A 24,406-nucleotide genomic window follows, 5' to 3' on the forward strand; every position below is an offset into this window, starting at 1 on the left:
TAATTTAATATGTTGATGCAACATAAAACTGTTAGAATAATAGTACTATTCAAAAGGAGTGTGGGTATGTTTGAACATTGGATGGTATTGATAGTGGAGTTTGTGTTCATAATTAACACACTGGCTGCTATTTTAACCGTTTTTAGAGATCGCTACCGTGATATTACAGCAATCTGGGCATGGATGTTGGTTTTGCTATTATTCCCAATCGTTGGATTTTTAATTTATTTTCTGTTTGGTCGAAAGTTGTCGGGAAACCATATTTTCACGATGCAGACACAACAAATCATGGGTATTGATCGAATCGCAGCAAATCAGAAACAAGAAGTACTGTCGGTATCGGATCCCGAGCATTTTGTTGAAGAACAATCATTTATTAGATTGTTTTTACAGAATGAACAAGCAATTTTTACAAATCAAAATGAAGTTGATATCTTAACAGATGGTCATGACATGTTCGAAAAATTATTTTCGGACATTCGTGCTGCAAAACATCATATAAATATTGAGTTTTATACTATTTATAATGACAAAATTGGTAATGAACTAGTTGATTTACTGACTGAAAAAGCTAAAGAAGGAATTCGGGTTCGTGTCATTTTTGATTCATGGGGATCGGGTGGAAAGAATGCAAAACTATACAAGCGACTACGAGCAGTTGGTGGACAGGTTGAAGCGTTTTTAATGCCAAGATGGCATCTCTTTTCATTACATGTTAATAATCATGACCACCGTAAATTAGTAATTATTGACGGAAATATTGGTTATATTGGTGGGTTCAATGTGGGTGATCAATATCTTGGTCGTTTAAAAAAGTTCGGGTATTGGCGTGATACACAACTCCGCGTGGTGGGTGATGGTGTTTTAGCCATGCAGAGCCGCTTTTTTACCGATTGGAACGCAACGACAAAAAATGAAAAGTTGGAGTTTAGTGAAAATTACTTTCCATCAACGAATGCAAGCGGGGATGTTGCGATGCAAGTCGTCTCTTCAGGACCTGATTCTGATACAAGGCAAATTTATCAAGGTTATTTGCGGATGATTTCGATGGCGCATGAAAGTATCACGATTCAATCGCCATATTTTATTCCGAATTCAGCCATTATGGATGCAATTGAGGTTGCTGCCAGATCTGGTGTGAGAGTAAGGGTGATGATTCCATCAAAACCAGACCATATGTTTGTTTATCGTGCAACTGAGTATTATGCTAGCGTCCTTGCGCAGGAAGGTATTGAAGTTTATGCTTACGACAAAGGATTCTTGCACGCTAAGACAATTGTGATTGATGATAAAATCGTAACCGTTGGTAGCGCGAATATGGATATCCGTTCTTTTGCATTGAATTTTGAGGTGAATGCCTTTTTGTATAGCCAGAGTTTGGCATTAAAAATGAATAATATTTTTGAACACGATTTGGCAGATGCGACCTTATTGACACCAAAGTATTTTGCTAAGCAATCAGGGTGGTTAAGATTTAAGCAATTTTTCTCAAGATTATTAACACCTATTTTATAAATTATGAATAAAAAAGACAGAACACTTCATTATGTAATGTGTTCTGTCTTTTTGTTATTGATGTTTGATAAATTATGCTGGTTGATTCAAATCATTTTTGCGACTAAAGAAACTAACTAGTAGGAAGAAGATACCTAACAAGTCTGTATAAACACCTAAAATAATTTGCATATCATGGGTTGAGTAACCTGTGAACAATACTAGGAATAACCCTAGGAAAAGACCGATTGCACCAATCACTAAACCAACGAGACGTTGCCAACCAATTAATAACTCGGGTACCCAAGTTTGGGCTAAATTACTCGTGGCATTGAATAAAATCCAAAATCCAAATACCAAGCCAATAAAATCTTTTGCAACATCTTGCCGAAATAGGAGAACTAGTCCCATGACAGTACTCAACAAGGCACTCATTAAGTGTGAACCACGTAGATAGGTACTGTGACCAAATAGTAAAATATCAATTAGCGCAATAAAAATCGAAAATAGTCCAAATAGAATTGATACCGCTAATAACCATTCAGGATTAAAGACAAAAGCAAAAATTCCTAAGATAATTGAGATAACACCTGCGGCAGCTAACAGTTTACGCACGAAGTATGAAATAATTGGTTTTTGTGGGTGTTGTTGCTCTGAACGTCTTTGAGGATTCTTCTCACCATCGACATCAGGTTGTTGAACTTCTGGCAAATTATTCATTGCTAAGCCTCCTTATAGTTTAAGTTGTTTAAATTGAGTGTAATTGAAAATAGAGTAAAATACAATTGAAGACTAATTTAAAATAAAAAATATTAGATATTTATAAAAAAAGGAAATATAAAAGATGATTGAAGTTATTATTCTCCTTGTACTATTGGCATTATTTGGTTATACACAATATCGTCAGAAAAAGTTTGATAGATCAGTTGATCAAAAAGCAAAAGAATTAACTGATAAATTAAAGGATAAGAATGACCATTAGTGGCACTACCATGATGATAAGAATACTTGTATAATAGTATGGACAGAAAATACAAAGAACAGGAGCGCAATAATGAATATAGAAGAAATGCAGGCGCGCCAAAAACATATACGAAATTTTAGTATTGTTGCTCATATTGATCATGGGAAGTCAACGATTTCAGATCGTATTTTGGAAGCGACACATACGGTTACCGAACGAGAAATGCAAGATCAATTGCTGGATACGATGGATTTGGAACGTGAACGTGGTATCACAATCAAAATGAACGCAGTTGAGGTCCATTATCGTGCTAATGATGGTGAAGATTATATTTTTCATTTAGTTGATACACCAGGTCATGTGGATTTTTCTTATGAAGTATCTCGCTCATTAGCAGCAGCTGATGGTGCAATTCTGGTTGTTGATGCCGCCCAAGGCGTTGAAGCGCAAACGTTAGCAAATGTCTATTTAGCGATTGAAAATGATCTGGAAATTTTACCAGTTATTAATAAAATAGACTTACCAGCAGCTGATCCTGAAGCTGTTCGTAAAGAAATTGAAGATGTCATTGGTATTGATGCATCTGACGCCGTATTAGCTTCAGCCAAAAAGGGTATTGGTATTCCAGAACTTTTGGAAAAGATTGTGAAGGATATTCCAGCGCCTGAGGGAGAACTTGAAGCACCCTTGCAGGCACTGATTTTTGACTCAGCTTATGACTCATATAAAGGCGTTATTTTAACCATTCGGGTGAAGACTGGTGTATTGCAGCCAGGCGATAAAATTAAATTTATGAACTCTGGTGCAGAATATGAAGTCACTGAGGTTGGTGTTAATTCACCAACACCAATCAAACGTGATTTCTTAATGGCTGGTGATATTGGCTATGTTGCTGCATCAATTAAAAACATTCGTGATGCTCGCCCGGGCGATACGATTACTCATTTGAAACGACCTGCAGCAGAACCATTGCCTGGATATCAGCCAATGACGCCAATGGTTTATTCTGGATTATATCCAACTGACAATGCAAAATATAATGATTTGCGTGACGCCTTGGAAAAATTGCAGCTAAATGATGCTTCACTGGAATTTGAACCAGAAACATCACAAGCACTTGGCTTTGGCTTCCGTACGGGCTTCTTAGGACTACTTCATATGGATGTGATTCAAGAAAGGTTGGAACGTGAATTCGATCTAGACCTGATTACAACTGCACCATCGGTAACCTATCATGCTTATACAACAGATGGTGAAATGGTGGAGGTTGCGAATCCATCTGAGCTACCAGATGTTTCAGAAATTAAATCAATCGAAGAGCCATTCGTACACGCACAAATTATGGTGCCAAATGATTATGTGGGTGCTGTAATGGAACTTGCGCAGTCAAAACGTGGTGAGTTTGATACCATGGATTACTTAGATGAAAATCGTGTTAATGTTAAGTATTACATGCCATTGTCTGAAATTATCTTTGATTTCTTTGATAAATTGAAGTCAAGTACTCGTGGCTATGCTTCATTAGATTACGAAATTTCAGGTTATCGACAATCTGAACTAGTTAAGATCGATATTTTATTGAATGGCGATAAAGTGGATGCATTGAGTTTCATTGTGCATCGTGATTTTGCACAAGAGCGTTCACGGGTTATTACGAAAAAGTTAAAGGAAATTATTCCACGACGAAACTTTGAAATTCCAGTTCAGGCTGCCATTGGATCAAAAATTGTTGCGCGGTCAACGATTAAAGCCTACCGTAAAGACGTGACTTCTCGTATCCATACAGGAGATCCAGATCGTCGTGCAAAGCTATTAGATAAGCAGAAACGTGGTAAGAAACGAATGAAGGCAGTGGGAACAGTTGAAGTACCACAGGAAGCTTTCATGGCAGTTCTTAAGACAGACGAAGAGTAATCACGCTAATAAAAGAATTAGCCGATTTTTAATAGCTTTTCAGTTAAAAACTATCATTTTATAGTTTTTTATGTTAATATATTCTAGTTAAATAAACTGACTCTGGTTTTTAGAAAACTAGGGCGATAAGGAGAAAATAATGAAGGCTGATATTCATCCAGATTACCACCAAGTGGTTTTCGTTGACTCAACTACTGGTTACAAGTTCTTGTCAGGTTCTACTCGTACAACTGATGAGACTATCGAATTTGAGGGTGCTACTTACCCAATGATTCGTGTTGAAATTACTTCAGATTCACACCCATTCTACACTGGTAAGCAAAAGTTTATGACTGCAGATGGTGCTGTTGATAAGTTTAACAAGAAATACGGACTTGCTTAATCGCAAATTCCTACAAATGCCGTTGCATAGCGCTAAATGCCTGTGGGACGGCTTTTTTGTGCGTTTTTTAAAAGTGTTTTCCTGTATCAAAATGTGTCGAAAAGTGTCGAAATTAGGGAACTTTTGGGAACTTGGGAACTATTTGGGAACTATTTTTGAAACAAATTCAGCATCTTTTTTTCTTCATTTTCTCGTGCCTTATTAAGAAAATGGAAGTAAACTTTTTGAGTTACATTGACTGAACTGTGACCTAATCTTTCGCTGACGTAAGCAATATCAACTCCGTTGTTAATCAAGATGCTTGCATAGCTATGTCGCAGTCCATGAAATGAAATTGGTTTGATGTCTAACTCTTTGGTAAGACATCTTAAACGATAACTGGGTACTGATTGAGAAGTTCTTTCGCCAAATATATGTTCATCTGTGTCAGGAAACATTTGTTTAAAACGATCTAACTGTTCAAAATAATGAGTTGGCATTGTTATTTCACGTATTGACTGTTTAGTCTTTGGTGTAGTGTACTGATAAGGCACCCGATTAGTCTTTGATTTAGTAACTAATATTTTGCTATTTTTCATATCAAAATCAGCATAAGTCAGCGCCAAAATTTCGCCTGCACGCATTCCTGAAAGGGCAGCAGTGTATATCATGAAATTAGGTGCAGTCATGGGGGTATCTTCAATATATTTAACTAGCTTATTAAATTCATCTTCTTCTAAAAATTTTAGATCAGTTGGTTTGCTTTCATGAGTGCCTTTGAATTTTAGATTAAACGTTGGGTCTGTTTTGATAACACCATCACTGAAAGCCTCTTTTAGGCACATACCAACACGCATAGATATTTGATGCACAGAACTAGCTGTTCTCGTTGTACTTAGCTCATCTAAGAACTGCTGATACCTTTTGCGGGTCATTTGCTCCAAAGTGATATCTTGTAAGTGTTCATGAACGATAGTTTGTGTGGCTATATGATTAGCAATTGTTTGTTGTTTGATACCCGACTTAATATGATTATCCAGCCACGTATCATAGAAGTCTGTAAATAGTTGTTTACTAGACTCAATATCGTATCCCTGATTGAGTTTTGCTTTAAGCATTGTTTCATAAGCCAATGCTTCCGATTTGTACTTAAAACCACCTTTGGTGGCTTTCTTACGTTTTCCGTCAGCTTGATAGCTGACAATTGCACGCCAAGTTTTACTTTGTTTTTCCACTGACATTAGCTTAAACCTAACCTTTCGTTTAAAAAATATAGATAGTTTATCGACATACCTAGGTCGTGTTATACTAGATACGTTAAATAAAGCGCATAAAACCGCTTGTTAATATGTGAATGCACGTACACTACTGTTTGGCGATAGGGGTGTGCGTGTTTTTTATTTTAATTACCTAAATGTTGGATAGCGTAATCAGCTTCTTCTGATGTGAATTTTTCACCATAATCAGATGTTAGTTGTTCTCTAATTTCATCTGCACCCATACCTTGTTGATTTTTATAATCTCTAGCTTTGTTCAAAGCGTTCTTATTATAATCAGCTTTTAGATTATCAACGGCATATTGTGCTTCCTGTTCTGTAAACTTATCTCCAGCAGTAGCCATTAATTGTTGGCGAATGCCTTCTTTAGACATGCTTTGTTGGTCAGAATATGCCTTAGCGGTCTTTAAAGCGTTAGCGTTATAGTCAGCTTTCAAGTGGTCTACTACATATTGTGCATCTTCATCACTATATTGATCACCAGCTGATGCTGTTAATTGAGCAAAAATACCTTGCTTAGACATGTGCATCATTGATGAGTATGACTTAGCTTTTAGCAACGCACCTAATTGACTTTTTGTGGCACCTGTAGTGTCTACTGTTTCGGCGCTGCTTGAACTTTTACTGCTTGCGTTAGAAGAACTAGATGTATCTTCCTTATTTGCTGTCGTGCTTTTATCTCCACCCATTGAGCCAAAAGCTGCAATAACAACAATAATAATAACTACCCATACCCAAATTCTTTTGAAAAATGGTTTCTTTTCTTTGTTGCGTGCCATTTTATCTACTCCTAAAAGCTTTTAACGTGGATCATTATTGCACGTAATTGTTATATTTCTTTAATTATATTACGAACCATATTCTCAAATGAAGATGGTAGCCCAAACTCGTTCATGAAATTTATATAATTACGATATTCAACTGGTGTATCTGCGTATACAAATTTGCCCAAAATTTTTACAGCGTTCTCATTTGCTTCACGTTCGCTTGCTCTACGAGTGCCGATAGAAAACTGATAAACACAATTCTCTTCGTAATTGCCAAGCATAATGTGTGAAATCTCGTGTGCTAATCTAAACGCTACTTCAATGTGCGTATCATAGTTAGCGTTAATGATTATTTTTCTTTGAGAAGGTACGCTGATGTCTGGAATGGAGCTATCTAATTCATCTGATATTTTGTAGTTAATACCTAAATCTCTACATAGGTAGAGTAGGTAATCAAAAATATCAATCATCCATGTCCTCCAAAATGCGTTTAATAATTTTCATCTCTGCATCAGGTATTTCTTTACCATCAAACTTCAAAACAGGATGCTCATCAAAATAATCTTTTAGATCATTAGTAGTTTCTTCTTTTAACGGGTTATTACCACGTTCTTCTACTAAGTCAGATTTATCAATACCAAAATAGTTTGACATCATCTCTATTTTATCAATGCGTGGATATGTTCGTGCATTTATCCAATCGTAAACGGTTGTTGATTTAAACTCTAAATCACGAATCATATCGCTGGCTGATTTTGCATTCTTAGCAAGATAGTATTGTATGTTATCTGCCATGACTTGCTTATTTCCAAGTGCCATAATATCTCCTTAATAAATTCTTAACTATTAATGTATACATTGATTTTACGGATTTTTTCGGCATTTGTACAGTAAAAAGTCCGTTTAAAACGTAATATTATATTGTTTTTCGGTTTTGTACGGTTTATGATAAACACATCAAATGAAAGGAGCAAGCGAATGGGAGTAAAAGTTACACTCAAAGCATTACGAGTTAATCGTGAGTTAACTCAAAAACAAGCTGGGGATAAGGTTGGTGTATCAACTGATACATGGTCATCTTGGGAACACGCAAAGACATTTCCAGATGTTAAGCAACTTCAAACTATCGAAAAAGAGTTTGATGTTCACTATGATGATTTGATTTTTTTGTAAATCATATTTCGGTTTAACCGTAAAGGAGAAATTTTATGACAAGTGAAGTGATCAAAGTACAGGAAAATGAACAAGGCGAGCAACACGTAAGTGCTCGTGAGTTATACAAAGGGTTAGGAATTAAAGAACGTTTTAGTCTTTGGTTCGAACGTTATGAAGATATGTATGTCAATAGCGTTGACTATGAGGGTGTAGGTTTGCCTACACCCTACCGAAAAGGGTCAAGTAAAGTTCAAATTATTCAAGACTATTCATTATCAGTCGATATGGCTAAGCACATTGCCATGATGACCAAGACCGATAAAGGCAATCAAATTCGTGATTACTTCATTGAAGTTGAAAAAGAACACAAGGCATTGATGAATGATCCACGTATTCAAATGGCAATGGGTTTGCAGTCGGCGCAATTTCTACTAGACCATAAAGATAAAATCATTGAGGAAATGAAACCAAAGGCAATATTTGCAGATGCGGTAAATACAAGTAAGCAGTCAATTCTAGTTGGCGACTTAGCAAAGTTGATTTCACAAAATGGTGTGAAAATCGGGCAGAACAGATTATTTGCTTATATGCGTGACAATGGTTATTTGCACAAATCAGGAAGTCAATACAACCGCCCAACTCAACGTTACATTGACCAAGGACTATTTGAAGTTAAGGAAAGTTCGCACACAAACCCAGACGGGTCAACACGATTGACGTTTACAACCAAAGTTACTGGCAAAGGGCAACAATATTTTGTAAACAAATTTTTAGCAGATAAAAACGAGGAGAAATAACATGACTGAACATAAATTTGTATCACACCCAGCATTACAAACAGACAACTATGTGCGAGCAACAACACTTGTTCCTGACAAGTACGGCATTATCCAACTATCAAGCGATTTATCAAATTGCTATGCACGAAGCGGATATGAGCAGCTTAAAAGATGACACAATGGAAGATGTAAGTCTAAACGCAAGTGTCATGGATAATTTCACACAACTAACTGACGCAATGGAAGATTTAGCTAAGGATATGGGTATTGAAGCTAAATTTAAATTTTAGAAAGCAGGCAGTTTTATGGAACCAGATAGCAACCGCAAGGTCACGCAAAAAGAGGCGTGCAAGATTTTAGGTGTTAGCGTGAACACTTTCAGATTTAAGATTAAGCCCACTGAATTGTTTCAACGCAACGTTCCTGACAAAACACCTGATGAACGTACTATCACATATTCATATCATGATGTGGTGCGGTACAGCAAATTAAGTCATTGGTATTAGGAGGAATAAGACATGGCAGAAGCAGCATTCTTTTGGAAATTGTTAGAAGCAGCATTACCACCAGCAATTGCACTGACAACGGTAATCATGACATTGGTATTGGTTATTCGCAATTATGGTGGGGCAATCATTCGCTACATTGGACGTTTCGTTAAGTGGTTCGTGATGATGTTATTCAACGAACCAGAGGCAGCACAACACGTTAAGAAATCATGGCGTGATAGTCACGCTAACTAATTAAATAAACGGTTGACCGTCGACACAGGTTGAGATGTGAAATAAAGATTTTACACGGGTCCATATACGCATTTTAGCCGGTGTGGACGGTCAACCAGAAAGGAATAAACATGGGTGATTATGATACAGGTTCAACTGGTGTAGGTAAGTTGCATATCAGTTTTGCCAAGCGTGAAGATTTGGTGGAACTACCAATTGCTAACAATGCGCAGTTAATCAATGGTTACAGAGCTATTAAGTTCAACAAGCAAAATACAGTTGGTAAATCACGTATTCGGAATGTTAAATCACACATTGTCTATGAAAAGAATTATCAAATTTTCAAAGACTGGCGTGATAGATACCCAAATGCGCAAGGCTCTAATTTACAAAAGTTGTACGAAAAAATATCAATGGAAAACGGTATTGCCACAGGCACATTGAGTGGGAAAAGCTACGAATACAGATGGAGAGATGAAAAAACGCCTAACTATTGCGAGTAGTTAGGCGGTGGGTAAACAAAGGTAATTGCTATTACCCTCTAAGAATAACACAAGGAGGCGTGTCGTGCCAGAAGACTTAATAGATCCACCAGAAGATGAAATCTGGGGATACACAATATATGGTGAAGAAATTCAAGTAGGTGAATTAGACATTCGAGAAACAGTTGATGGCTATTTAAAACCGGAAGAATTTGACCGCTACATGATGGATAACAGTACCAAAGTTGACACGGAGGAAAGACTAAATGATTACACGGAATGAGTTGAACCCAACGCCAGAGCTAAACGCAGATTTAGCAAAAATGCAAATGAACATGGTCCAACCGACTAAGACAAAAAACGGACATTTCGGAAAATATGCAGATTTATCTGATATTGATAATGCGGTGAGGTTAGCTATCAAAACTTCAAACGTACCGATCACTTATACCCAATCAATTATTGAGGGCCTTAATGCGAATGGTAAACGTGAAATGCAAGTTGTAACTAATATTATTCATTCATCTGGTGAGTTCATGCAGGTTGAGGGGCTACCAGTTGAAACCGGTTCTACACCGCAACAGACGTTGGCTAACACCACGTATGCACGACGCGGTAGTTTGGCGTCAGCGTTTGGCATTGTCGCAGATGATGACGACGATGGGCAGTCTATTACAGCCTTGAAGCAAGAGCAAATCATACAAGACCAAATGCGTAAAGCAATCATAGCTAAGCTCAAAGAAGTATTGAAAAATGCTCCTAAAGAAAAAGTACCGCAAATATTTGCCACGGCGGGTATGACTGAAAAAAATAATAACACTAGTGATCTAGATAAATTATCAGCTGATAAGGCATCTGTATTGGCTGGAGCAACGATATTCGCAATTAATGACGCAGGTATTCAGTAATGGAACTTTGGGGACGAATTACAGCGATTAAAGGTAACCAAATAGCGGTCACGCTTGAAAGCCGTGAAGAGCTGGCAAGCTTGTCCCTGTTTACTACCGAAGACCAACCACAGGTTGTGGTTAATGTACAAGATGAACGACATTTGAGCAAAATTCAACGCAAAAAGGCTTATGCGATTATTGGCGAAATTGCTAGGTGGTCAGGTTATGTACCAGAGGAATGTAAGGAGTGGTTGAAATACTACTTCACTGCTGAAACCGGGACACCATATTTCAGTTTTGCTAATGCTGATATGACAACTGCAAGAGAATTTATCACATTCTTACTTGATTATGCAATTAGAAACCACATACCAATGCAACATAGCGGGCTAACTTATCAAGATGATTTGGATATGTATATGTACCAATCATTGAAATATCGGTCATGCGTTATTTGTGGCAAGCACGCTGATATTCACCATCTCGACACAGTTGGAATGGGTAACGACCGTAATTTAGTTGACCACCGTCAAAAGCATTTAATCGCTTTATGTCGTGAACATCATCAACAAGCACATCAAATGGGCTGGCAAACGTTCAAAGAACAATATCATGTCAAAGGAATTTTGTTAGATCCACAAATATTAAATCAGCTAGGCATCATGACCTACAAACGAATCGAGGAAATAGATGATAAACAGCACCGTACTAACTGGCAGACTAACTAAAGACATGGAGTTGAAATACACCACGTCAGGTACAGCCGTAGCCAGTGCAACATTAGCAGTCGAACGCTCATTTACTGACGGTAATGGCGAACGAGGTAGTGACTTTATTAACTTTGTTATTTGGCGTAAGAGCGCTGAAAACATGGCAAATATGACGGCTAAGGGTTCGTTGGTTGGTATTGAGGGACGGCTAAAAACTCGTAGCTATGAGAACCAACAAGGACAAAAAGTATTTGTTACCGAAGTTGTCGTTAATAATTTCTCGCTATTAGAAAGCAAGGAAGTTACTGACCAACGTAAGCAGGGCGGGGTTAGTCAACCGCAGCAAAATAATTTTAATCAGCAACAGGCGTCACAGGGCAATTTCAATCAGGGTAATAACTTCAATCAAGGTAATTACCAAAACAAGCCGCAAAATCAGTCACAACCAAGACAACAACAGACTGGTTTTACCTCTGGTCAAATGTATGGTAACGATCAGAATTTTGAAGACCAATTACCATTCTAGGAGGGAATATGGCAAACAAAAAATTCTTTTGGATAAAACTGAAACAAGATTTTTTCAATGATCCATATATTAAGTTGTTACGTCGTATGGCTGGTGGTGACACCTACACGATTATCTATCTTGAAATGCTAGTTAAAAGCGCCTCAACAGGTGGCATGTTGTATTTCCAAGGTGCAGGACAAGATATTGCAGAAGAGTTGTCCTTGATACTAGATGAAAATGTTGAAGATGTGCGTGCTCTACTTGCTTATCTTGAAGCCAAAAAACTTATTACACACCCTGAAATTAAAGAAGATGTATTTCTTGTTGCGAGCGCTGATTTAACAGGTTCAGAAACCGACTCGGCAATGAGAATGAGAAAGTTTAGAGAGCGACAAATGTTACATGGTAACGGCCAAGCGTCACTTAGTTACGCAGATGTGACAGACCGTTACGATAAGAAAGAGATAGAGACAGAGTTAGATATAGAGACAGAGAGAGAACAAGAGACCGAAAACAAAAAGTCGTCTGTCGTCACTCCTGCCAAAACAATGCTTTTGAATTCTTTACAAGCAAACGTTTTTTTTGTCAGTCCTAACTCAATGGCTTTTGATAACCTAATAGCTTTCCATGAACAAGACGGTATGGAAATTGAAGTTGTGATTAAAGCAGTTGAAGATGCTAGTGCGGCAGGTAAAAGTAACGTTAGCTATATCAACGGAATTTTGAATAACAAGTTATCGAATGATATCAAGACTCTTGATCAATACAACCAAAGTGAAAAAGTCTGGCAGAGTAAGCAATCTAATCGCCAAGCAGAGAGTGATTTAACGCCTGAACAAGCTAAATGGTTAGCCGACCGTCAGAGAAAGCGTGAACGCAATGCCACTAGCTGAAAATTGGGTTAAGCAATTAGAAAAACGAGGTCTTGAACCTATTCATTTAACGCCTGAACAACGGGCTGAAAAAGAAAAACAAGACGCTGCTAGATTTACGAAGCAGTGGCAGGCACAAGACCGTGTGAAATATATCAATGCCAGTCTGTGGGGCGAAGAACGGGCACGATCATTTAAATTCACTGATTGGTTACCTGAAAAACAAGCTAACGAACAACGAGCCAAAGAGGTCGGCAATCAAGCCTATCGCATTATGCGCCAATTAGTAGAAGAACCGTTTAATGTCTTTTTGAATGGTGCAGCTGGTACAGGTAAGACATCCCTTGCGTTGGCAATCATGGACGGGTTAGGTGATAAGCATACGAATATGTTCGTGTCAGTGATTGAATGGCGAGACATGACATATCAATCGTTCCATGATGAAAAAATGCAACAACAATTAGCAGTCATTGAAAAATATATGCGTGATGTTGATGTCCTGATACTTGATGATTTTGGTAAAGATACGCAAAAGGAAGCTAAAGAAAAAGTAGCCAGTATGTTGTTTCGCTTAGCAGACGCTAGGAAAGGTAAAACGACAATTATCACATCAAATGATAATGAGTTAGCTTTAACGAAAAAATATGATATGGCAACGTTGTCTAGGTTAATTCCTAGCAACCCACAACATATTATCGACATGAATGGTATGGAAGATGTCAGGGAGGTGTAACAGTGGACGAAGAACCAAGATATGAATTGCACGCCCATGTTTTGAACGCAGATAGATATTGGGGTGCATATCCGTTGAAACAGGTGGCATACCAACAAGAATATTTAGCCAGTGTTTACGGCATGAAATCAAGTGATTTTAAGATTGTGATGGTGGGTTAATGGCAAAGTTAATCATTCCACTAACGGCATTTATCTTGCCAATGAAAAAGCAGGGCAAAATGCGGTTAGTCAAAATGACATTAAACAATTGGATCATGATACACGGTATGAAAGCTGGTCGAATTATTGCCAACAAACGCAAGCATCAAATTCAAGCAAAAATCATTCCGTTAGTTGATCAAGGAATTATTGATGGACTGGCACCGATTGATAAACACACGAAGTTCCATTTCAGTTGGTATTTTCCTGACAGACGCACAGACTTAGACAACTGGACGTTCACACATAAGTTCATTTTTGATGCGTTTCAGGCTAGTTCAGTTCGTGGGCAGGTATTTATGCCAAACGACAATTTAAACTTTGTGGTGGCGACGTATGACGATTTTATGGGGGTTGATAAGAATAACCCCACAGTTGAAATAAATTGGGAGAACTAACAACAAACAGCCAAGGGTGAAAAGACTGTGAGCCCGTTGATGAATGGTTTTAAAAAATGCAAGTGAAGCTAGGAAACTAAGCACTAAAAATCATGATGAAAGCGTAGAAAAAAGAATTTTTGATTTAAAGCAAGAAATTGCGGGCCAAATTGATACGGCTATCGACAGCGGTAAATTTAGTTTAAAAATTTCCACTAGCTATAATGACAACAACTTGGTTGACTCTATAAAAAAATGGCTAAATATAAACGGCTACAAGGTGACCTTTGAAACATATTCAATAATGTTCAATCGTACGGTGACATTCAAAATATATTGGGAGTGAAGATGGTGATAAGTATGAAACAACTAAATGAGTTTGCTGAAAGTCGTGGCTATCAAGATTGGGCAGAGTTTGAACATGAAAATGATGAGTTCACAGTTCATGAGGCGCTCAAGATGATTAGGAGGGGCTACTGATGAAAATAAGCAAACTAATTAATGAGCTTGAAAATCGCAAACAAAATTATGGTGATATGGACGTGTTTGATATTACAGGACGTCCATTCACGCATACAGTCATGACTTATGAAGATGATAAGATAACGTTACAGATACGTAGTTAAGCAGTTAGACATAGTTGCATGGTGTGATTTAAAAATGCAATACTGACGTGTTTATCAGGTCAAAGTAGAGTCATATTATTTTTATAATACAAAGTAATATGTTAACATCTATGTGTCTAGAGTAAGCGCTATCAATTTTACAAAGGGGGAATTTATATATGATTTAGGTATTAAGAATACGTATATCTATGTAATTGATGCTATTGTTAATCGAATGGTTACTACGCGAAAGAGGATTGCTATGGGGAGGATAAAGAAGTTATTATATCTAATTTTAATACTCATCAATGCATTAGTTGTGATAGTAAATACATGGCCATTTATAATTGATCGGATAAATGGTTGGTTAAGTTATTTGAATATAGATTTCGAAATAGAAAGCAAATTTTTAGTATATTCATCTATCTTTATATTGTTCATAAACTTAGTGTTTTTCTTAGTTATAATTTTTTTTCCAAAACAGAGAAAGGGCGTAATATTATCGAATGATCTAGGTGAATTAGTAATATCAAATGAAAGTATTATTAGTTATGTTAAAACTAGTTTGGGAGAAAAAAACTTTACTGATGTCTCTGTGAAAATTAAGAATTGGCGTAATAAAGTTACCATAAATGTCGAAGCCAAAACCAATTTTTTTCAGAAAGAGTTTTCCAATTTGGAAGATTCACGGTTGGCTTTGCAGAAGCAAGTGACAGATTTATTGGCATCTAAGAAAAAAATAGAAGTGAAATTAAAAATTAATAGAAAAAGCAAAAATACATCTCACAAATCACGAGTAGTTTAAGAGGTGATTTAATGGAAAATTCTAAATTTTGGTGGACACTTATTGGTGGAGTTGTTGGTGTTATATTAGCTTGCTTAATATGTGTTTTTGGATTTTTAAAAACATTGTTTGTTATCACATTGTTTATTGTTGGATGTGTTATCGGATATTTATTGTTTCATATACGACACATCATCGAAAAAATTGGCAAATCTCTTTGAATATTAGAATGAGGGGAATTAATTATGACAACACAAAATAACAGCGTTTCAAATGAAGTTAAAGGTAATTTAACCTTTGATGATAAAGTTATTCAAAAAATTATTGGGCATGCAATCGAAAATGTTAAAGGGCTCTTAGATGTAGATGGGGGATTTATTTCAAATATAAAAAATAAGTTGGTCAATTCAGACGATGTAACTGATGGTATTGATGTCGAGGTTGGTAAGGAACAAGTTGCAGTTGATTTAAAGATAATTATGGAATTTGGATATAATGCGCGCAATGTATATGATGAATTGAAAAAATTTGTAGCAAAGGACATTAATGATACTACAAATTTAGATTTGGTAGAGTTAAATGTTGAAGTTGCGGATATACAAACTAAACGTGAATATGAACAGAATAGTACTACAGTTCAAGATAAGTTGTCGGATGTAGGGTCTTCAATACGTGAAGGAGCTAAAGATAGTACAGAATCTATGTCTCCCGATAAGAGAGTTGAATAGTTGAAAGATAAATGTGTATTGATAGATTTAAGCCGTTAATATTTATATAGCGGCTTTTTATTTAGTTTAATTATTCCATTTAAAAATAAGTTAGTTGCATGATGTAACTGAAGATCCATTCCAGTACTGTTTGATCTGATTGAAGCATAGACTCGAAGACTTATTCCTTTATCCAGAGTTATAATCCATATTAAATATCAAAAGGTGTTAGATTTAGTATTAACAGGATTTCCAATCAAAAAATGTTGAAAATTTAACAGGAAGAAAAATTTTATGGATGATAAAATAAATGCCGAGCGGATGATGGAATTAGTTCAGCTGCTTGAAAATAGATATGGTAGTTTGTCAAAAGTTTCAGAAGATGATGTACAACTTAGTGAGCTAAGAAGCTTAGTCAAAGTGAGAGAATTAGAGTAAATAGTAGTCACTATATGGATATGTGTTGTAGCCTTCATTGTTTTTATGTATCTATGATATAATTACTGAAATTATGGTTCCACCGGGAACATTGCTTAAAAATAAGCAGTTGATTGCATTTCATTAGGTCTTTGAAGAAATGTAATCGACTGCTTTTGTCTTTTATTAAACAAGGGAGAACACAGATATGCACATCAAAAAACTAGATTTAACAGATATCAATGAACTACAAAAAGTTAGTGTGGAAACTTTTTATGATACTTTTGCGGATCAAAATACAGAAAAAAATATGCAAGACTATGTGTCAAATAGTTACAAACTCGAGACATTAACTGAAGAACTAAAAAATAAAAATTCATTTTTTTACTTCGTACTCAGTGATGAAGATGACATTATGGGGTATCTGAAGTTAAATATAAGTGATGCACAATCGGAAGATGATTTTGAAAATGCTCTTGAAATTGAACGAATCTACATTCGCAAAGAGTTTCAAAAACAAGGATTGGGTAAAATTTTATATAATATAGCACTGACAAAAGCAACTGAGTTGGAAAAACAGCGTATTTGGTTAGGCGTTTGGGAATTTAACCAAAACGCTAAAGCATTTTATCAACACCTAGGCTTTGAATTTGTTGGAAGTCATATCTTTAATATGGGTGCCGACCCGCAAACTGATTTAATTATGGTTAAAAGCATTTAATCTATAACTCTGTAAACTAATTATAATATTTGCTTTTTATTTTTACTGGAGGCCTTTTATGACGTGGTTTTACCTTATTCTAGCGGGTTTGTTTGAAGTTGTTTGGTCAAGTACTATGAAGCTGAGTGAAGGATTTACTCAAATTAGTTGGACAGTAACAACGTTTATTGGTATGTTTGCTAGCTTTGGATTCTTGTCCTTGGCACTGAAATATCTGCCATTGAGTTTAGCCTATCCTATTTGGACCGGTGTAGGTGCAGTAGGAGCAATTGTTGTGGGAGTCTTCTTGTTTGGAGACAAAATATCAGCAATTACTTGGTTTTTTGTAATTTTGTTAGTAATTGGAATTATTGGAATTAAAGTAACGAGTGGTCATTAAGTTAAAAAACTGTTTCATTTGAATATGAAATGGTTTTTATTTTTTAAAATACATTCCATTTAAGAATATTATTTCGTAAATGATATAATAATGGAATAGTAAAACACTGGGAGGTGTGCATATGGCGGATAAATTAGATCATTTATTGAGTGATTACTTTACAGGTAAATTAGATGTGGCTATTCAGTTACGTCAAATGGAATTAACTTATGGACATGGCACACCAGATGAAAATATTGGTGGTGGTCGGAAACAAAATGATTACAACAACGCTGTCGAGTCTCAAATGATCCATGAACAAAACGACCCAGAATTAAAACGGCTGCGTTATCAAAAATCAGTTATTAAGATGATGTTTGACTGCCTGATCAAAAGCCACCAAGATGTACTGATTGATAAGTACGGTAATAAAAAGAGTTGGGTGACGATTGGCATTGATAATCATATAGATGAACGGACTGCTAGAGAGTGGCGTGATGACTTTAAAGAAGGGATTAAAGGATATCTTTATACGACGTTTGATATAGCCACCCGTTTTAGAACCGTCTACGCCCCAGTTTAGACCCGATTGAATGCCAAAAACAGCCTAAAAACAGGGCATAATTAGTAGTGTGGAACTGTTCAACAGATATGATAAATTTTTTGTTTTTACTTTAAATCTCATGTTATTTCTTCTAGCTGTTCCTTATTTTAAAATTAAAGCTAAGTTGGTTAACAGGCGATTTTCTAAATCGTTGCTAGTAAAGCAATTATAGATTCGAAAATTATCTATTGTGTATTCTTAAGTGTTAGCTATCAGAAAGTATCTTTTTAGTAGATATACATTTTTTATTATGTTATTATTATCTCGTGAAATATATTTTACTTATAGTAAATCATATTTTTTATTGGAGGTAATATTATGATTTGGTCATTGATTGTGGGAGCTATCATAGGAGCAATTGCGGGAGCAATTACGAATCGTGGAGCTGCCATGGGATGGATTGCAAATATTGTTGCGGGGTTAGTTGGTGCATGGATTGGTCAAGGCCTTCTTGGAACTTGGGGACCCTCACTAGCAGGCATGGCACTTATCCCTTCAATTATTGGTGCTGTTATTCTGGTGCTTATTATTTCAGCAATTTTTGGCATTAGAGCAAAAAAATAAACAGTTTTGTCTGAATATTTTAGACATATACAATTATTTGATGGATTATCTTTTTGTTGAAATTTTTTCGAGAAAGTATTTATAGGGGGAATTTAGATATGGCTTTAGAAGATAAATTTGATAGTACCAAGGACAAAGTGGCTGGTAAAGCTAAAGAAGTTGAAGGTAAGGCTACCGGAAATGAATCACGGAAGGCAGAAGGTAAGGCCCAAGGGATTTTAGGTAAGGCAAAGGAAAAGCTTTCGGATGCTAAGGAATCAGTAGAAGACGTAGCTGAAGATATTAAGGAAAAGCTTAAAAAGTAATTACTAATTAAGGTAACAGTCAGAAGATTGTTGCCTTTTTATTTTGCATAACATAAAAGGAAGTGAGAATATGGGATCATGAATGGTACCGTTAAAAACTCAGATCATTGATACGGTGGATAATCGGGGAAAATAAATTTGAATATCTCTTTACAGCTAAAAGTGATTCTATCGTATAATGGTTAGAAATAAGGAGGTATATTATGATTGGTTTACATGTGTTTTTTGGTGTGATGATTGTTGTAGGTGCTGTTATGACCGCAATTTCATTTCAAGGTGATACAGATAAATTAACTAAGTGGCAAAAGATTTCATTAATTGTAACAACGTCTGCTATTGGATTAACAATAGTTTCCGTTATTTCTGTATATGCATCGATCTATATTGGATTACTATTATTTGCATTATTAGCAGCATATGAATATTTTGCTTTCGTACGAGTAGTTCGAGAAAAATAACTATTACGTAGTTAATTACGAGCGTTATTTCAATTATTTGAAATGCGCTTTTTTTATTGCAGAAAATTAAGAGGAAATATGAGATGGGACCATATTATAGAAACGTTGAAGCCTCCATTATTGGAAAGTTGGATGCACAAGAACGAAAAAAATTAAAGAAGCAAGCCAAGATTAAGCAACATAAGTCAGTTAAAAAGAAGCGAGGTGGGTGATATGTAATGACTGAGAAGTGGGAAAACGCAGAAGAAGATTATAACGCTGGTATGAAGTACAAAGACATAGCCGATAAATATGATGTGGCATTGAGTACCGTCAAGAGTTGGAAACAACGTTATAGTTGGTCCAGAAATAAGGATGCACCACCTAAAAAAAGTATGCGTACAAAATTCAAAAGTACGCATACAAAAAATGAAGTGGAACAGGTCATTGATGAACTAGCTGATAGTGAATTGACTGATAAACAAAAAGCTTTTGTTATCGAATATGTGAGACTATTCAATGCCACGCAAGCATATATCAATGTGTATGATGTGGGCTATGAAACGGCTAAAGCCAATGGTCCTAGAATGCTTGCAAATGCTAGAGTTAAATCGCTTATTCAAGAGATGAGGCAAGCACGCTTACATGACTTAGGTGCTAACAAGGAAGATATCTTAGCAGACCTGATGAAACAGTCGTTTTCAGATATTGGCGATTATTTAGACTTTGGAAGAACTGATATTTACGCTAAAGATTACAAAGGGAACAAGGAACTTGATGTTAACGGTAACCCAATAATCAAACATTCATCATGGGTGCAACTCAAGGATAAATCAAAGGTTGATACAAGCCTAATAAAAAATGTGTCAATTGGTCGTGATGGTGTTGTCCTTGATTTGTACGATAAACAAGCTGCACAAAAGAAGTTGCTTGAAGAGTTAAATAAGCTCATTCCTGATGATATGCAAAATGCACAGGTACGCAAAGCAAAAGCTGAAGCTGATATGGCAGAGAGCAAAGCTAAGTTAATGAATGATGATCGTGGATCACTTGAAACTAAGATTGTGATTGGGGAGTTCGAAGATGAATAAAGGTATTACATTAGAATTTCCCAAGCCGCAAAAGGTATTCAACAAGCAAATATACAATAATCTAACTGATTACAGTTCACGCATTGATCTTTGGTATGGTGGTGCTGCAAGCGGTAAATCACATGGTGTCGTTCAGAAAGTCATCATTAAAGCATTGCAACAATGGCAATATCCACGCAGAATATTGGTATTGCGTAAGGTTGGGGCAACAATTAAAGACTCAATCTTTCAGGACTTCCTAGAGCGATTAAGCGATTGGCAGATACTAGACTATTGCAAGGTGAGTAACACAGATAGGCGTATCATACTACCGAACGGCGCAGAGTTCTTATTCAAGGGACTAGATAACCCAGAAAAGATTAAGTCAATTAAGGGTGTGTCTGACATCATTATGGAAGAGGCAACCGAGTTTACACTTGATGATTTCACACAACTTAACTTACGTTTGCGTGAGAAAAAGCACGATAAAAAGCAAATATTTATCATGTTCAACCCAGTTAGTAAAGCTAATTGGGTTTTTAAAACGTTCTTTGAAAGTACGTTTGATGATACAAAGATACATCTATCAACGTATTTAGATAATCGGTTTATTGACTCACACACTAAGGACACGATTGAGCAACTAGCACGCACAAACACCGCCTATTACAAGATATATGCACTGGGTGAGTTTGCTACGTTAGATAAGCTTATCTTCCCTAAATATGAGACACGATTATTAAACCCACGTAGTAAAGAACTGGTAGGCATACCATCATACTTTGGACTAGATTTTGGATATGTGAATGATCCGAGCGCTTTGGTACATATCAAAGTCGATAAGAAACGCAAGATATTGTATTTCATGGACTGCTATGTGAAACAGGGTATGTTGAATGATGAAATTGCTAATGTGATTAAACAAATGGGATATGCCAAAGAACAAATTGTAGCTGATGCAGCTGAAAAGAAATCAATTGCTGAAATCAGACGATTAGGCGTTCCACGTATCACTCATGCCAAAAAAGGTGTAGGTAGTGTGTTATTTGGCTTGAATTACATGTCACAATACAAATTAGTAATTGATGAACGTGCTAAGCCCATGTTTGAAGAACTAGACAATTACGTATGGCAGAAAGATAAATCGACAGGTGAGTATATCAATGAGCCGGTAGATGCGTTTAATCACGTTATTGATGCCACTAGGTATGCTATGGAACGTTTGGCGTTAATGGATAATGTATCAACAACGCAGAAGATAAATAAATTACAGCAGTTAGGACTAGGTAGATAGAATGGAATTTTTAAAGAAAACACGGTTCGACACCGAAGCCAATGCAGTGTTTAAGATGTCGGCTGCGGAGTTCAATAGTATTGATGATTTCGGTTCAGAAAAATTTATTAGTCGATTGAACGATTACATTACTGAATTTAAATATAGCCAGTTACCACGATTACAAGAGTTGAAACGCTATTACTTAGCAGATAACAACATCAAGTACCGTGATACTGATAGAGACAGCGATAGAGCGGATAACCGTATTGCTAGTGATTGGGGTAAATACATTACTGTATTCATGCAAGGCTACATGTTAGGTAACCCTGTGAAGTATGTGAGTGATGATGATGCACTGGTCGAAAAGATTGAAACGTTTGGTAAGCAGAATGGCGCTGATTATCATGACGGCTTATTAGAAACTGATTTGAGTATTTATGGACGTGCTTATGAACTGGTTTACACGGACAGTGAAGCGCAGGAACGCATTACTAAATTAGCATCTGAACAAACATTCGTGGTGTATGATGATACGATCGCTGAAAATTCGTTGTTTGGTGTACGTTTTTATCAAATCAAATACAACAAGACTGAAACAAATAGCTTTGTTGAAGTTTACACAGATAATGCGATTTATTATTACAAATCAAATAGCAAAGAGTTTGAGAATATCGCCCTTGTGGATAGTGCGGAGAGCCGTTTTGATGGTGTGCCTATCAATGAGTATAAGAATAACGAAGAGCGCTTAGGTGACTTCGAGAGCGTACTAGATGGCATTGATGCTTACGACTTATCTCAATCAGAATTAGCTAATTTCCAACAGGATATGAATGATGCTTATTTGGTAATCAAAGGAAACCCTGCCACTGGAACGGCTGAACCTGAATTTCAAACTGATGATGATGGCGAACCAGTATTAGATGAGTACGGCAACCCTAAGATGGTTACTAATTCAAGTAGTGATGTGATTAGGCAAATGAAAAAGGCACGATTACTTGTGTTGGATAATAACAATGATCCAGATGGTCCTGACCCTGATGCCTTCTATTTGACTAAGACGTATGACGCAACTGGCGCAGAAGCTTATAAGAAGCGTTTAGTTGATGACATTCTACGGTTTACTTTTACACCTGACACAAACGACCAGAACTTTGCTGGGACACAATCAGGCGAGGCTATGAAGTACAAGCTCATGGGTAATGATAACTTGCGTAAGACCAAAGAGCGGTTGATGACACGGGGTATCATGAGACGTTTGCGCCTACTAGGTAACGTTTGGAGTATTAAGAATAGCGTGTCAACAGTCAATAAGTCAGCCAGTTTGTATGACAAAATCAATGAGATTGAAGTACAGTTCACACCTAACATTCCACAGAATGATGAAGAGCGTATTTCACAGTTAAAAGAGCTGTACGGAGTTATTAGTGATGAGACGTTGTTAGAGACATTCACAGGCGTTGATGCAGCGGACGAGATGAAACGATTAGCTGACCAAAAGGAAAAGGCTGACAGCGAGTTCCAAGCACGTCAGGAACAAGCAACCTATCCTAATCTAAATATAGATGATGGCGGTGATGATAATGGTCAACAAGGATAATTATTGGGAACAACGCACGCAAGACATCATGAAGCAACTTGATAAGCAAGACCCAGAATTAACTAACGAAGTGTTAGCTGAATATAAGGCTGCTTATGATGATATTCAAGGCAAGATATATGACTTCTACGATAAGTACGCCAAAGATAAGCATATTTCATACGCTGATGCTATGAAACGTGTTCGTTCCACTGATTTAGATGATTATGTGAAGCGTGCTAATCAGTATCGCAAGGAACATAAGAAGAACCCTGAATTATTAAGACGTATCAATGCACAGTATGTGACATCTCAAATTAATCGTTTGGAGTTATTGAAGTTAGAAATCGAATTTCGTATGATCCAAGCCAGCAATGAACAAGATGTGGCGTTTGGTACATATCTATCCAAAGAAAGTGCTTATGTTTATGGGGCATTACAAGCAGGCGAAGCGGATAAGCAAGAAATTCGTATTAATGCCATTGACGAACGCTTAGATAAACATGATCGTAAACTGGAACGTCATGATGAAAAACTAATCAACCTTTCTAAGGAGGTTTTCAAACACAATGATTAAAAAATTAAATAATTCGCTTAAGAACGCAGACGGTAGTTACTCGGGAAAAGTAATTGCCGGTCTGCTTTCTTTGTTAATCGTGCTAACTCAACAGTTATTTGCAGCTTTTGGTATCAAATTTACTGGCGATTGGAACGCCATTGCCGCCATTGTTAATATCGTGCTGACTATCTTAGGTATTCTTGGTGTGGTATCGGGCG

40 protein-coding genes and 1 pseudogene are annotated in these 24,406 nt (G+C 36.5%); 36 read left to right on the plus strand and 5 right to left on the minus strand.

Annotation, left to right across the window (positions count from 1 at the left end):
- Window positions 1-66 precede the first annotated feature (66 nt).
- Window positions 67-1,515: a cardiolipin synthase gene (cls, locus tag QRX23_RS02890; protein WP_330155882.1), complete on the plus strand. Its 1,449-nt coding sequence runs from the start codon at window positions 67-69 to the stop codon at window positions 1,513-1,515.
- Between the two features lie 72 nt (window positions 1,516-1,587).
- On the opposite strand, the gene QRX23_RS02895 is transcribed toward cls, so the two are convergent.
- Window positions 1,588-2,214 (minus strand): DUF308 domain-containing protein, encoded by a 627-nt coding sequence (locus tag QRX23_RS02895; protein WP_330155883.1) that lies wholly within the window; start codon window positions 2,212-2,214, stop codon window positions 1,588-1,590.
- Between the two features lie 124 nt (window positions 2,215-2,338).
- Between QRX23_RS02895 and QRX23_RS02900 the strand changes: the two genes are divergently transcribed.
- The 3 genes from QRX23_RS02900 to QRX23_RS02910 all read left to right on the plus strand — a co-directional run bounded on the left by QRX23_RS02900 (window position 2,339) and on the right by QRX23_RS02910 (window position 4,754).
- A complete protein-coding gene (locus QRX23_RS02900) occupies window positions 2,339-2,476 on the plus strand; it encodes a hypothetical protein (RefSeq protein ID WP_164222536.1) in 138 nt (45 codons plus the stop codon).
- A 72-nt stretch (window positions 2,477-2,548) separates the two neighbouring features.
- Entirely contained in the window at window positions 2,549-4,372 is a 1,824-nt protein-coding gene (gene lepA, locus QRX23_RS02905) for a translation elongation factor 4 (RefSeq protein ID WP_330155884.1), read from the plus strand.
- A gap of 139 nt (window positions 4,373-4,511) precedes the next feature.
- The gene (locus tag QRX23_RS02910; protein WP_002827614.1) at window positions 4,512-4,754 is read left to right on the plus strand and encodes a type B 50S ribosomal protein L31; all 243 of its coding nucleotides are present in this window, start codon (window positions 4,512-4,514) and stop codon (window positions 4,752-4,754) included.
- 149 nt (window positions 4,755-4,903) lie between these two features.
- Here QRX23_RS02910 and QRX23_RS02915 read toward each other — a convergent pair whose 3' ends face one another.
- The 4 genes from QRX23_RS02915 to QRX23_RS02930 form a co-directional block, all read right to left on the minus strand.
- Window positions 4,904-5,974 (minus strand): site-specific integrase, encoded by a 1,071-nt coding sequence (locus tag QRX23_RS02915; RefSeq protein ID WP_330155885.1) that lies wholly within the window; start codon window positions 5,972-5,974, stop codon window positions 4,904-4,906.
- A gap of 161 nt (window positions 5,975-6,135) precedes the next feature.
- The gene (locus QRX23_RS02920; protein ID WP_150222050.1) at window positions 6,136-6,789 is read right to left on the minus strand and encodes an Ltp family lipoprotein; all 654 of its coding nucleotides are present in this window, start codon (window positions 6,787-6,789) and stop codon (window positions 6,136-6,138) included.
- Window positions 6,790-6,839: 50 nt separating this feature from the next.
- Complete coding sequence (locus QRX23_RS02925; protein WP_150222049.1) at window positions 6,840-7,247, minus strand: ImmA/IrrE family metallo-endopeptidase; 408 nt, start codon at window positions 7,245-7,247, stop codon at window positions 6,840-6,842.
- A complete protein-coding gene (locus QRX23_RS02930) occupies window positions 7,240-7,596 on the minus strand; it encodes a helix-turn-helix domain-containing protein (protein WP_150222048.1) in 357 nt (118 codons plus the stop codon). Before QRX23_RS02930 ends, QRX23_RS02925 begins: the two co-directional genes overlap by 8 nt.
- A gap of 159 nt (window positions 7,597-7,755) precedes the next feature.
- On the opposite strand from QRX23_RS02930, the gene QRX23_RS02935 reads away from it, so the two are divergent.
- The 32 genes and pseudogenes from QRX23_RS02935 to QRX23_RS03090 all read left to right on the plus strand — a co-directional run.
- The gene (locus QRX23_RS02935; RefSeq protein ID WP_150222047.1) at window positions 7,756-7,950 is read left to right on the plus strand and encodes a helix-turn-helix transcriptional regulator; all 195 of its coding nucleotides are present in this window, start codon (window positions 7,756-7,758) and stop codon (window positions 7,948-7,950) included.
- Window positions 7,951-7,985: 35 nt separating this feature from the next.
- The gene (locus QRX23_RS02940) at window positions 7,986-8,729 is read left to right on the plus strand and encodes a phage antirepressor KilAC domain-containing protein (protein ID WP_150222046.1); all 744 of its coding nucleotides are present in this window, start codon (window positions 7,986-7,988) and stop codon (window positions 8,727-8,729) included.
- Between the two features lies 1 nt (window position 8,730).
- Complete coding sequence (locus tag QRX23_RS02945) at window positions 8,731-8,886, plus strand: hypothetical protein (RefSeq protein ID WP_166434746.1); 156 nt, start codon at window positions 8,731-8,733, stop codon at window positions 8,884-8,886.
- The gene (locus tag QRX23_RS02950) at window positions 8,867-9,001 is read left to right on the plus strand and encodes a hypothetical protein (protein ID WP_275138274.1); all 135 of its coding nucleotides are present in this window, start codon (window positions 8,867-8,869) and stop codon (window positions 8,999-9,001) included. Before QRX23_RS02945 ends, QRX23_RS02950 begins: the two co-directional genes overlap by 20 nt.
- Window positions 9,002-9,229: 228 nt before the next feature.
- On the plus strand, window positions 9,230-9,454 hold the full coding sequence (locus QRX23_RS02955; RefSeq protein ID WP_330155886.1) for a hypothetical protein: 225 nt from the start codon (window positions 9,230-9,232) through the stop codon (window positions 9,452-9,454).
- Window positions 9,455-9,564: 110 nt separating this feature from the next.
- Window positions 9,565-9,936, plus strand: coding sequence for a hypothetical protein (locus QRX23_RS02960; protein ID WP_150177403.1), 372 nt, complete (start codon window positions 9,565-9,567; stop codon window positions 9,934-9,936).
- A 64-nt stretch (window positions 9,937-10,000) separates the two neighbouring features.
- Window positions 10,001-10,198 (plus strand): hypothetical protein, encoded by a 198-nt coding sequence (locus tag QRX23_RS02965; RefSeq protein ID WP_150177401.1) that lies wholly within the window; start codon window positions 10,001-10,003, stop codon window positions 10,196-10,198.
- Window positions 10,182-10,823: an ERF family protein gene (locus QRX23_RS02970; protein WP_150177399.1), complete on the plus strand. Its 642-nt coding sequence runs from the start codon at window positions 10,182-10,184 to the stop codon at window positions 10,821-10,823. Before QRX23_RS02965 ends, QRX23_RS02970 begins: the two co-directional genes overlap by 17 nt.
- Window positions 10,823-11,533, plus strand: a complete 711-nt coding sequence (locus QRX23_RS02975; protein ID WP_330155887.1) for a putative HNHc nuclease — start codon at window positions 10,823-10,825, stop codon at window positions 11,531-11,533. Before QRX23_RS02970 ends, QRX23_RS02975 begins: the two co-directional genes overlap by 1 nt.
- Window positions 11,496-12,041: a single-stranded DNA-binding protein gene (gene ssb / locus QRX23_RS02980; protein WP_150222040.1), complete on the plus strand. Its 546-nt coding sequence runs from the start codon at window positions 11,496-11,498 to the stop codon at window positions 12,039-12,041. Before QRX23_RS02975 ends, ssb begins: the two co-directional genes overlap by 38 nt.
- Window positions 12,042-12,049: 8 nt before the next feature.
- Entirely contained in the window at window positions 12,050-12,916 is an 867-nt protein-coding gene (locus QRX23_RS02985) for a phage replisome organizer N-terminal domain-containing protein (RefSeq protein ID WP_330155888.1), read from the plus strand.
- Window positions 12,903-13,628 carry an ATP-binding protein gene (locus tag QRX23_RS02990; RefSeq protein ID WP_330156120.1) on the plus strand — a complete coding sequence of 242 codons (726 nt, stop codon included), beginning with the start codon at window positions 12,903-12,905 and terminating at the stop codon, window positions 13,626-13,628. The genes QRX23_RS02985 and QRX23_RS02990 overlap by 14 nt, the downstream gene beginning before the upstream one ends.
- A 2-nt stretch (window positions 13,629-13,630) precedes the next feature.
- Complete coding sequence (locus QRX23_RS02995; RefSeq protein ID WP_166434745.1) at window positions 13,631-13,789, plus strand: hypothetical protein; 159 nt, start codon at window positions 13,631-13,633, stop codon at window positions 13,787-13,789.
- Window positions 13,789-14,226 carry a dTDP-glucose pyrophosphorylase gene (locus QRX23_RS03000; RefSeq protein WP_330155889.1) on the plus strand — a complete coding sequence of 146 codons (438 nt, stop codon included), beginning with the start codon at window positions 13,789-13,791 and terminating at the stop codon, window positions 14,224-14,226. The genes QRX23_RS02995 and QRX23_RS03000 overlap by 1 nt, the downstream gene beginning before the upstream one ends.
- A 43-nt stretch (window positions 14,227-14,269) precedes the next feature.
- Window positions 14,270-14,551, plus strand: a complete 282-nt coding sequence (locus QRX23_RS03005) for a hypothetical protein (RefSeq protein WP_150222036.1) — start codon at window positions 14,270-14,272, stop codon at window positions 14,549-14,551.
- A 133-nt stretch (window positions 14,552-14,684) separates the two neighbouring features.
- Window positions 14,685-14,831: a hypothetical protein gene (locus QRX23_RS03010; RefSeq protein WP_166434744.1), complete on the plus strand. Its 147-nt coding sequence runs from the start codon at window positions 14,685-14,687 to the stop codon at window positions 14,829-14,831.
- Between the two features lie 112 nt (window positions 14,832-14,943).
- A complete protein-coding gene (gene amaP / locus QRX23_RS03015) occupies window positions 14,944-15,615 on the plus strand; it encodes an alkaline shock response membrane anchor protein AmaP (RefSeq protein WP_330155890.1) in 672 nt (223 codons plus the stop codon).
- Between the two features lie 11 nt (window positions 15,616-15,626).
- Complete coding sequence (locus QRX23_RS03020) at window positions 15,627-15,815, plus strand: DUF2273 domain-containing protein (protein WP_330155891.1); 189 nt, start codon at window positions 15,627-15,629, stop codon at window positions 15,813-15,815.
- 24 nt (window positions 15,816-15,839) lie between these two features.
- Window positions 15,840-16,322, plus strand: coding sequence for an Asp23/Gls24 family envelope stress response protein (locus tag QRX23_RS03025; RefSeq protein WP_150222033.1), 483 nt, complete (start codon window positions 15,840-15,842; stop codon window positions 16,320-16,322).
- A 273-nt stretch (window positions 16,323-16,595) separates the two neighbouring features.
- Window positions 16,596-16,739: a hypothetical protein gene (locus tag QRX23_RS03030; RefSeq protein WP_166434743.1), complete on the plus strand. Its 144-nt coding sequence runs from the start codon at window positions 16,596-16,598 to the stop codon at window positions 16,737-16,739.
- Window positions 16,740-16,926: 187 nt separating this feature from the next.
- Entirely contained in the window at window positions 16,927-17,439 is a 513-nt protein-coding gene (locus QRX23_RS03035) for a GNAT family N-acetyltransferase (RefSeq protein WP_150222032.1), read from the plus strand.
- Between the two features lie 58 nt (window positions 17,440-17,497).
- Window positions 17,498-17,818 carry a DMT family transporter gene (locus QRX23_RS03040; RefSeq protein ID WP_150222031.1) on the plus strand — a complete coding sequence of 107 codons (321 nt, stop codon included), beginning with the start codon at window positions 17,498-17,500 and terminating at the stop codon, window positions 17,816-17,818.
- A 121-nt stretch (window positions 17,819-17,939) separates the two neighbouring features.
- The gene (locus QRX23_RS03045) at window positions 17,940-18,380 is read left to right on the plus strand and encodes a DUF722 domain-containing protein (protein ID WP_150222030.1); all 441 of its coding nucleotides are present in this window, start codon (window positions 17,940-17,942) and stop codon (window positions 18,378-18,380) included.
- A 339-nt stretch (window positions 18,381-18,719) separates the two neighbouring features.
- Window positions 18,720-18,965 (plus strand): GlsB/YeaQ/YmgE family stress response membrane protein, encoded by a 246-nt coding sequence (locus QRX23_RS03050; protein WP_002828450.1) that lies wholly within the window; start codon window positions 18,720-18,722, stop codon window positions 18,963-18,965.
- Between the two features lie 98 nt (window positions 18,966-19,063).
- Window positions 19,064-19,270, plus strand: a complete 207-nt coding sequence (locus tag QRX23_RS03055; protein ID WP_002828449.1) for a CsbD family protein — start codon at window positions 19,064-19,066, stop codon at window positions 19,268-19,270.
- A gap of 203 nt (window positions 19,271-19,473) precedes the next feature.
- Window positions 19,474-19,728, plus strand: coding sequence for a hypothetical protein (locus tag QRX23_RS03060; protein ID WP_150222028.1), 255 nt, complete (start codon window positions 19,474-19,476; stop codon window positions 19,726-19,728).
- Between the two features lie 83 nt (window positions 19,729-19,811).
- Complete coding sequence (locus QRX23_RS03065; protein ID WP_275126623.1) at window positions 19,812-19,940, plus strand: hypothetical protein; 129 nt, start codon at window positions 19,812-19,814, stop codon at window positions 19,938-19,940.
- Between the two features lie 6 nt (window positions 19,941-19,946).
- Entirely contained in the window at window positions 19,947-20,798 is an 852-nt protein-coding gene (locus tag QRX23_RS03070) for a terminase small subunit (protein ID WP_330155892.1), read from the plus strand.
- Complete coding sequence (locus QRX23_RS03075; protein WP_150222026.1) at window positions 20,791-22,071, plus strand: PBSX family phage terminase large subunit; 1,281 nt, start codon at window positions 20,791-20,793, stop codon at window positions 22,069-22,071. The genes QRX23_RS03070 and QRX23_RS03075 overlap by 8 nt, the downstream gene beginning before the upstream one ends.
- 1 nt (window position 22,072) lies before the next feature.
- Window positions 22,073-23,650, plus strand: coding sequence for a phage portal protein (locus tag QRX23_RS03080; protein ID WP_330155893.1), 1,578 nt, complete (start codon window positions 22,073-22,075; stop codon window positions 23,648-23,650).
- Window positions 23,634-24,206: a hypothetical protein gene (locus tag QRX23_RS03085; protein WP_330155894.1), complete on the plus strand. Its 573-nt coding sequence runs from the start codon at window positions 23,634-23,636 to the stop codon at window positions 24,204-24,206. Before QRX23_RS03080 ends, QRX23_RS03085 begins: the two co-directional genes overlap by 17 nt.
- Window positions 24,199-24,403: pseudogene (locus QRX23_RS03090) on the plus strand (phage holin); the annotation flags it as partial. The gene QRX23_RS03085 and the pseudogene QRX23_RS03090, both read left to right, overlap by 8 nt.
- Window positions 24,404-24,406: the final 3 nt, after the last annotated feature.

This window comes from Weissella paramesenteroides (assembly GCF_036327715.1).
GTDB classification, from domain to species: domain Bacteria; phylum Bacillota; class Bacilli; order Lactobacillales; family Lactobacillaceae; genus Weissella; species Weissella paramesenteroides.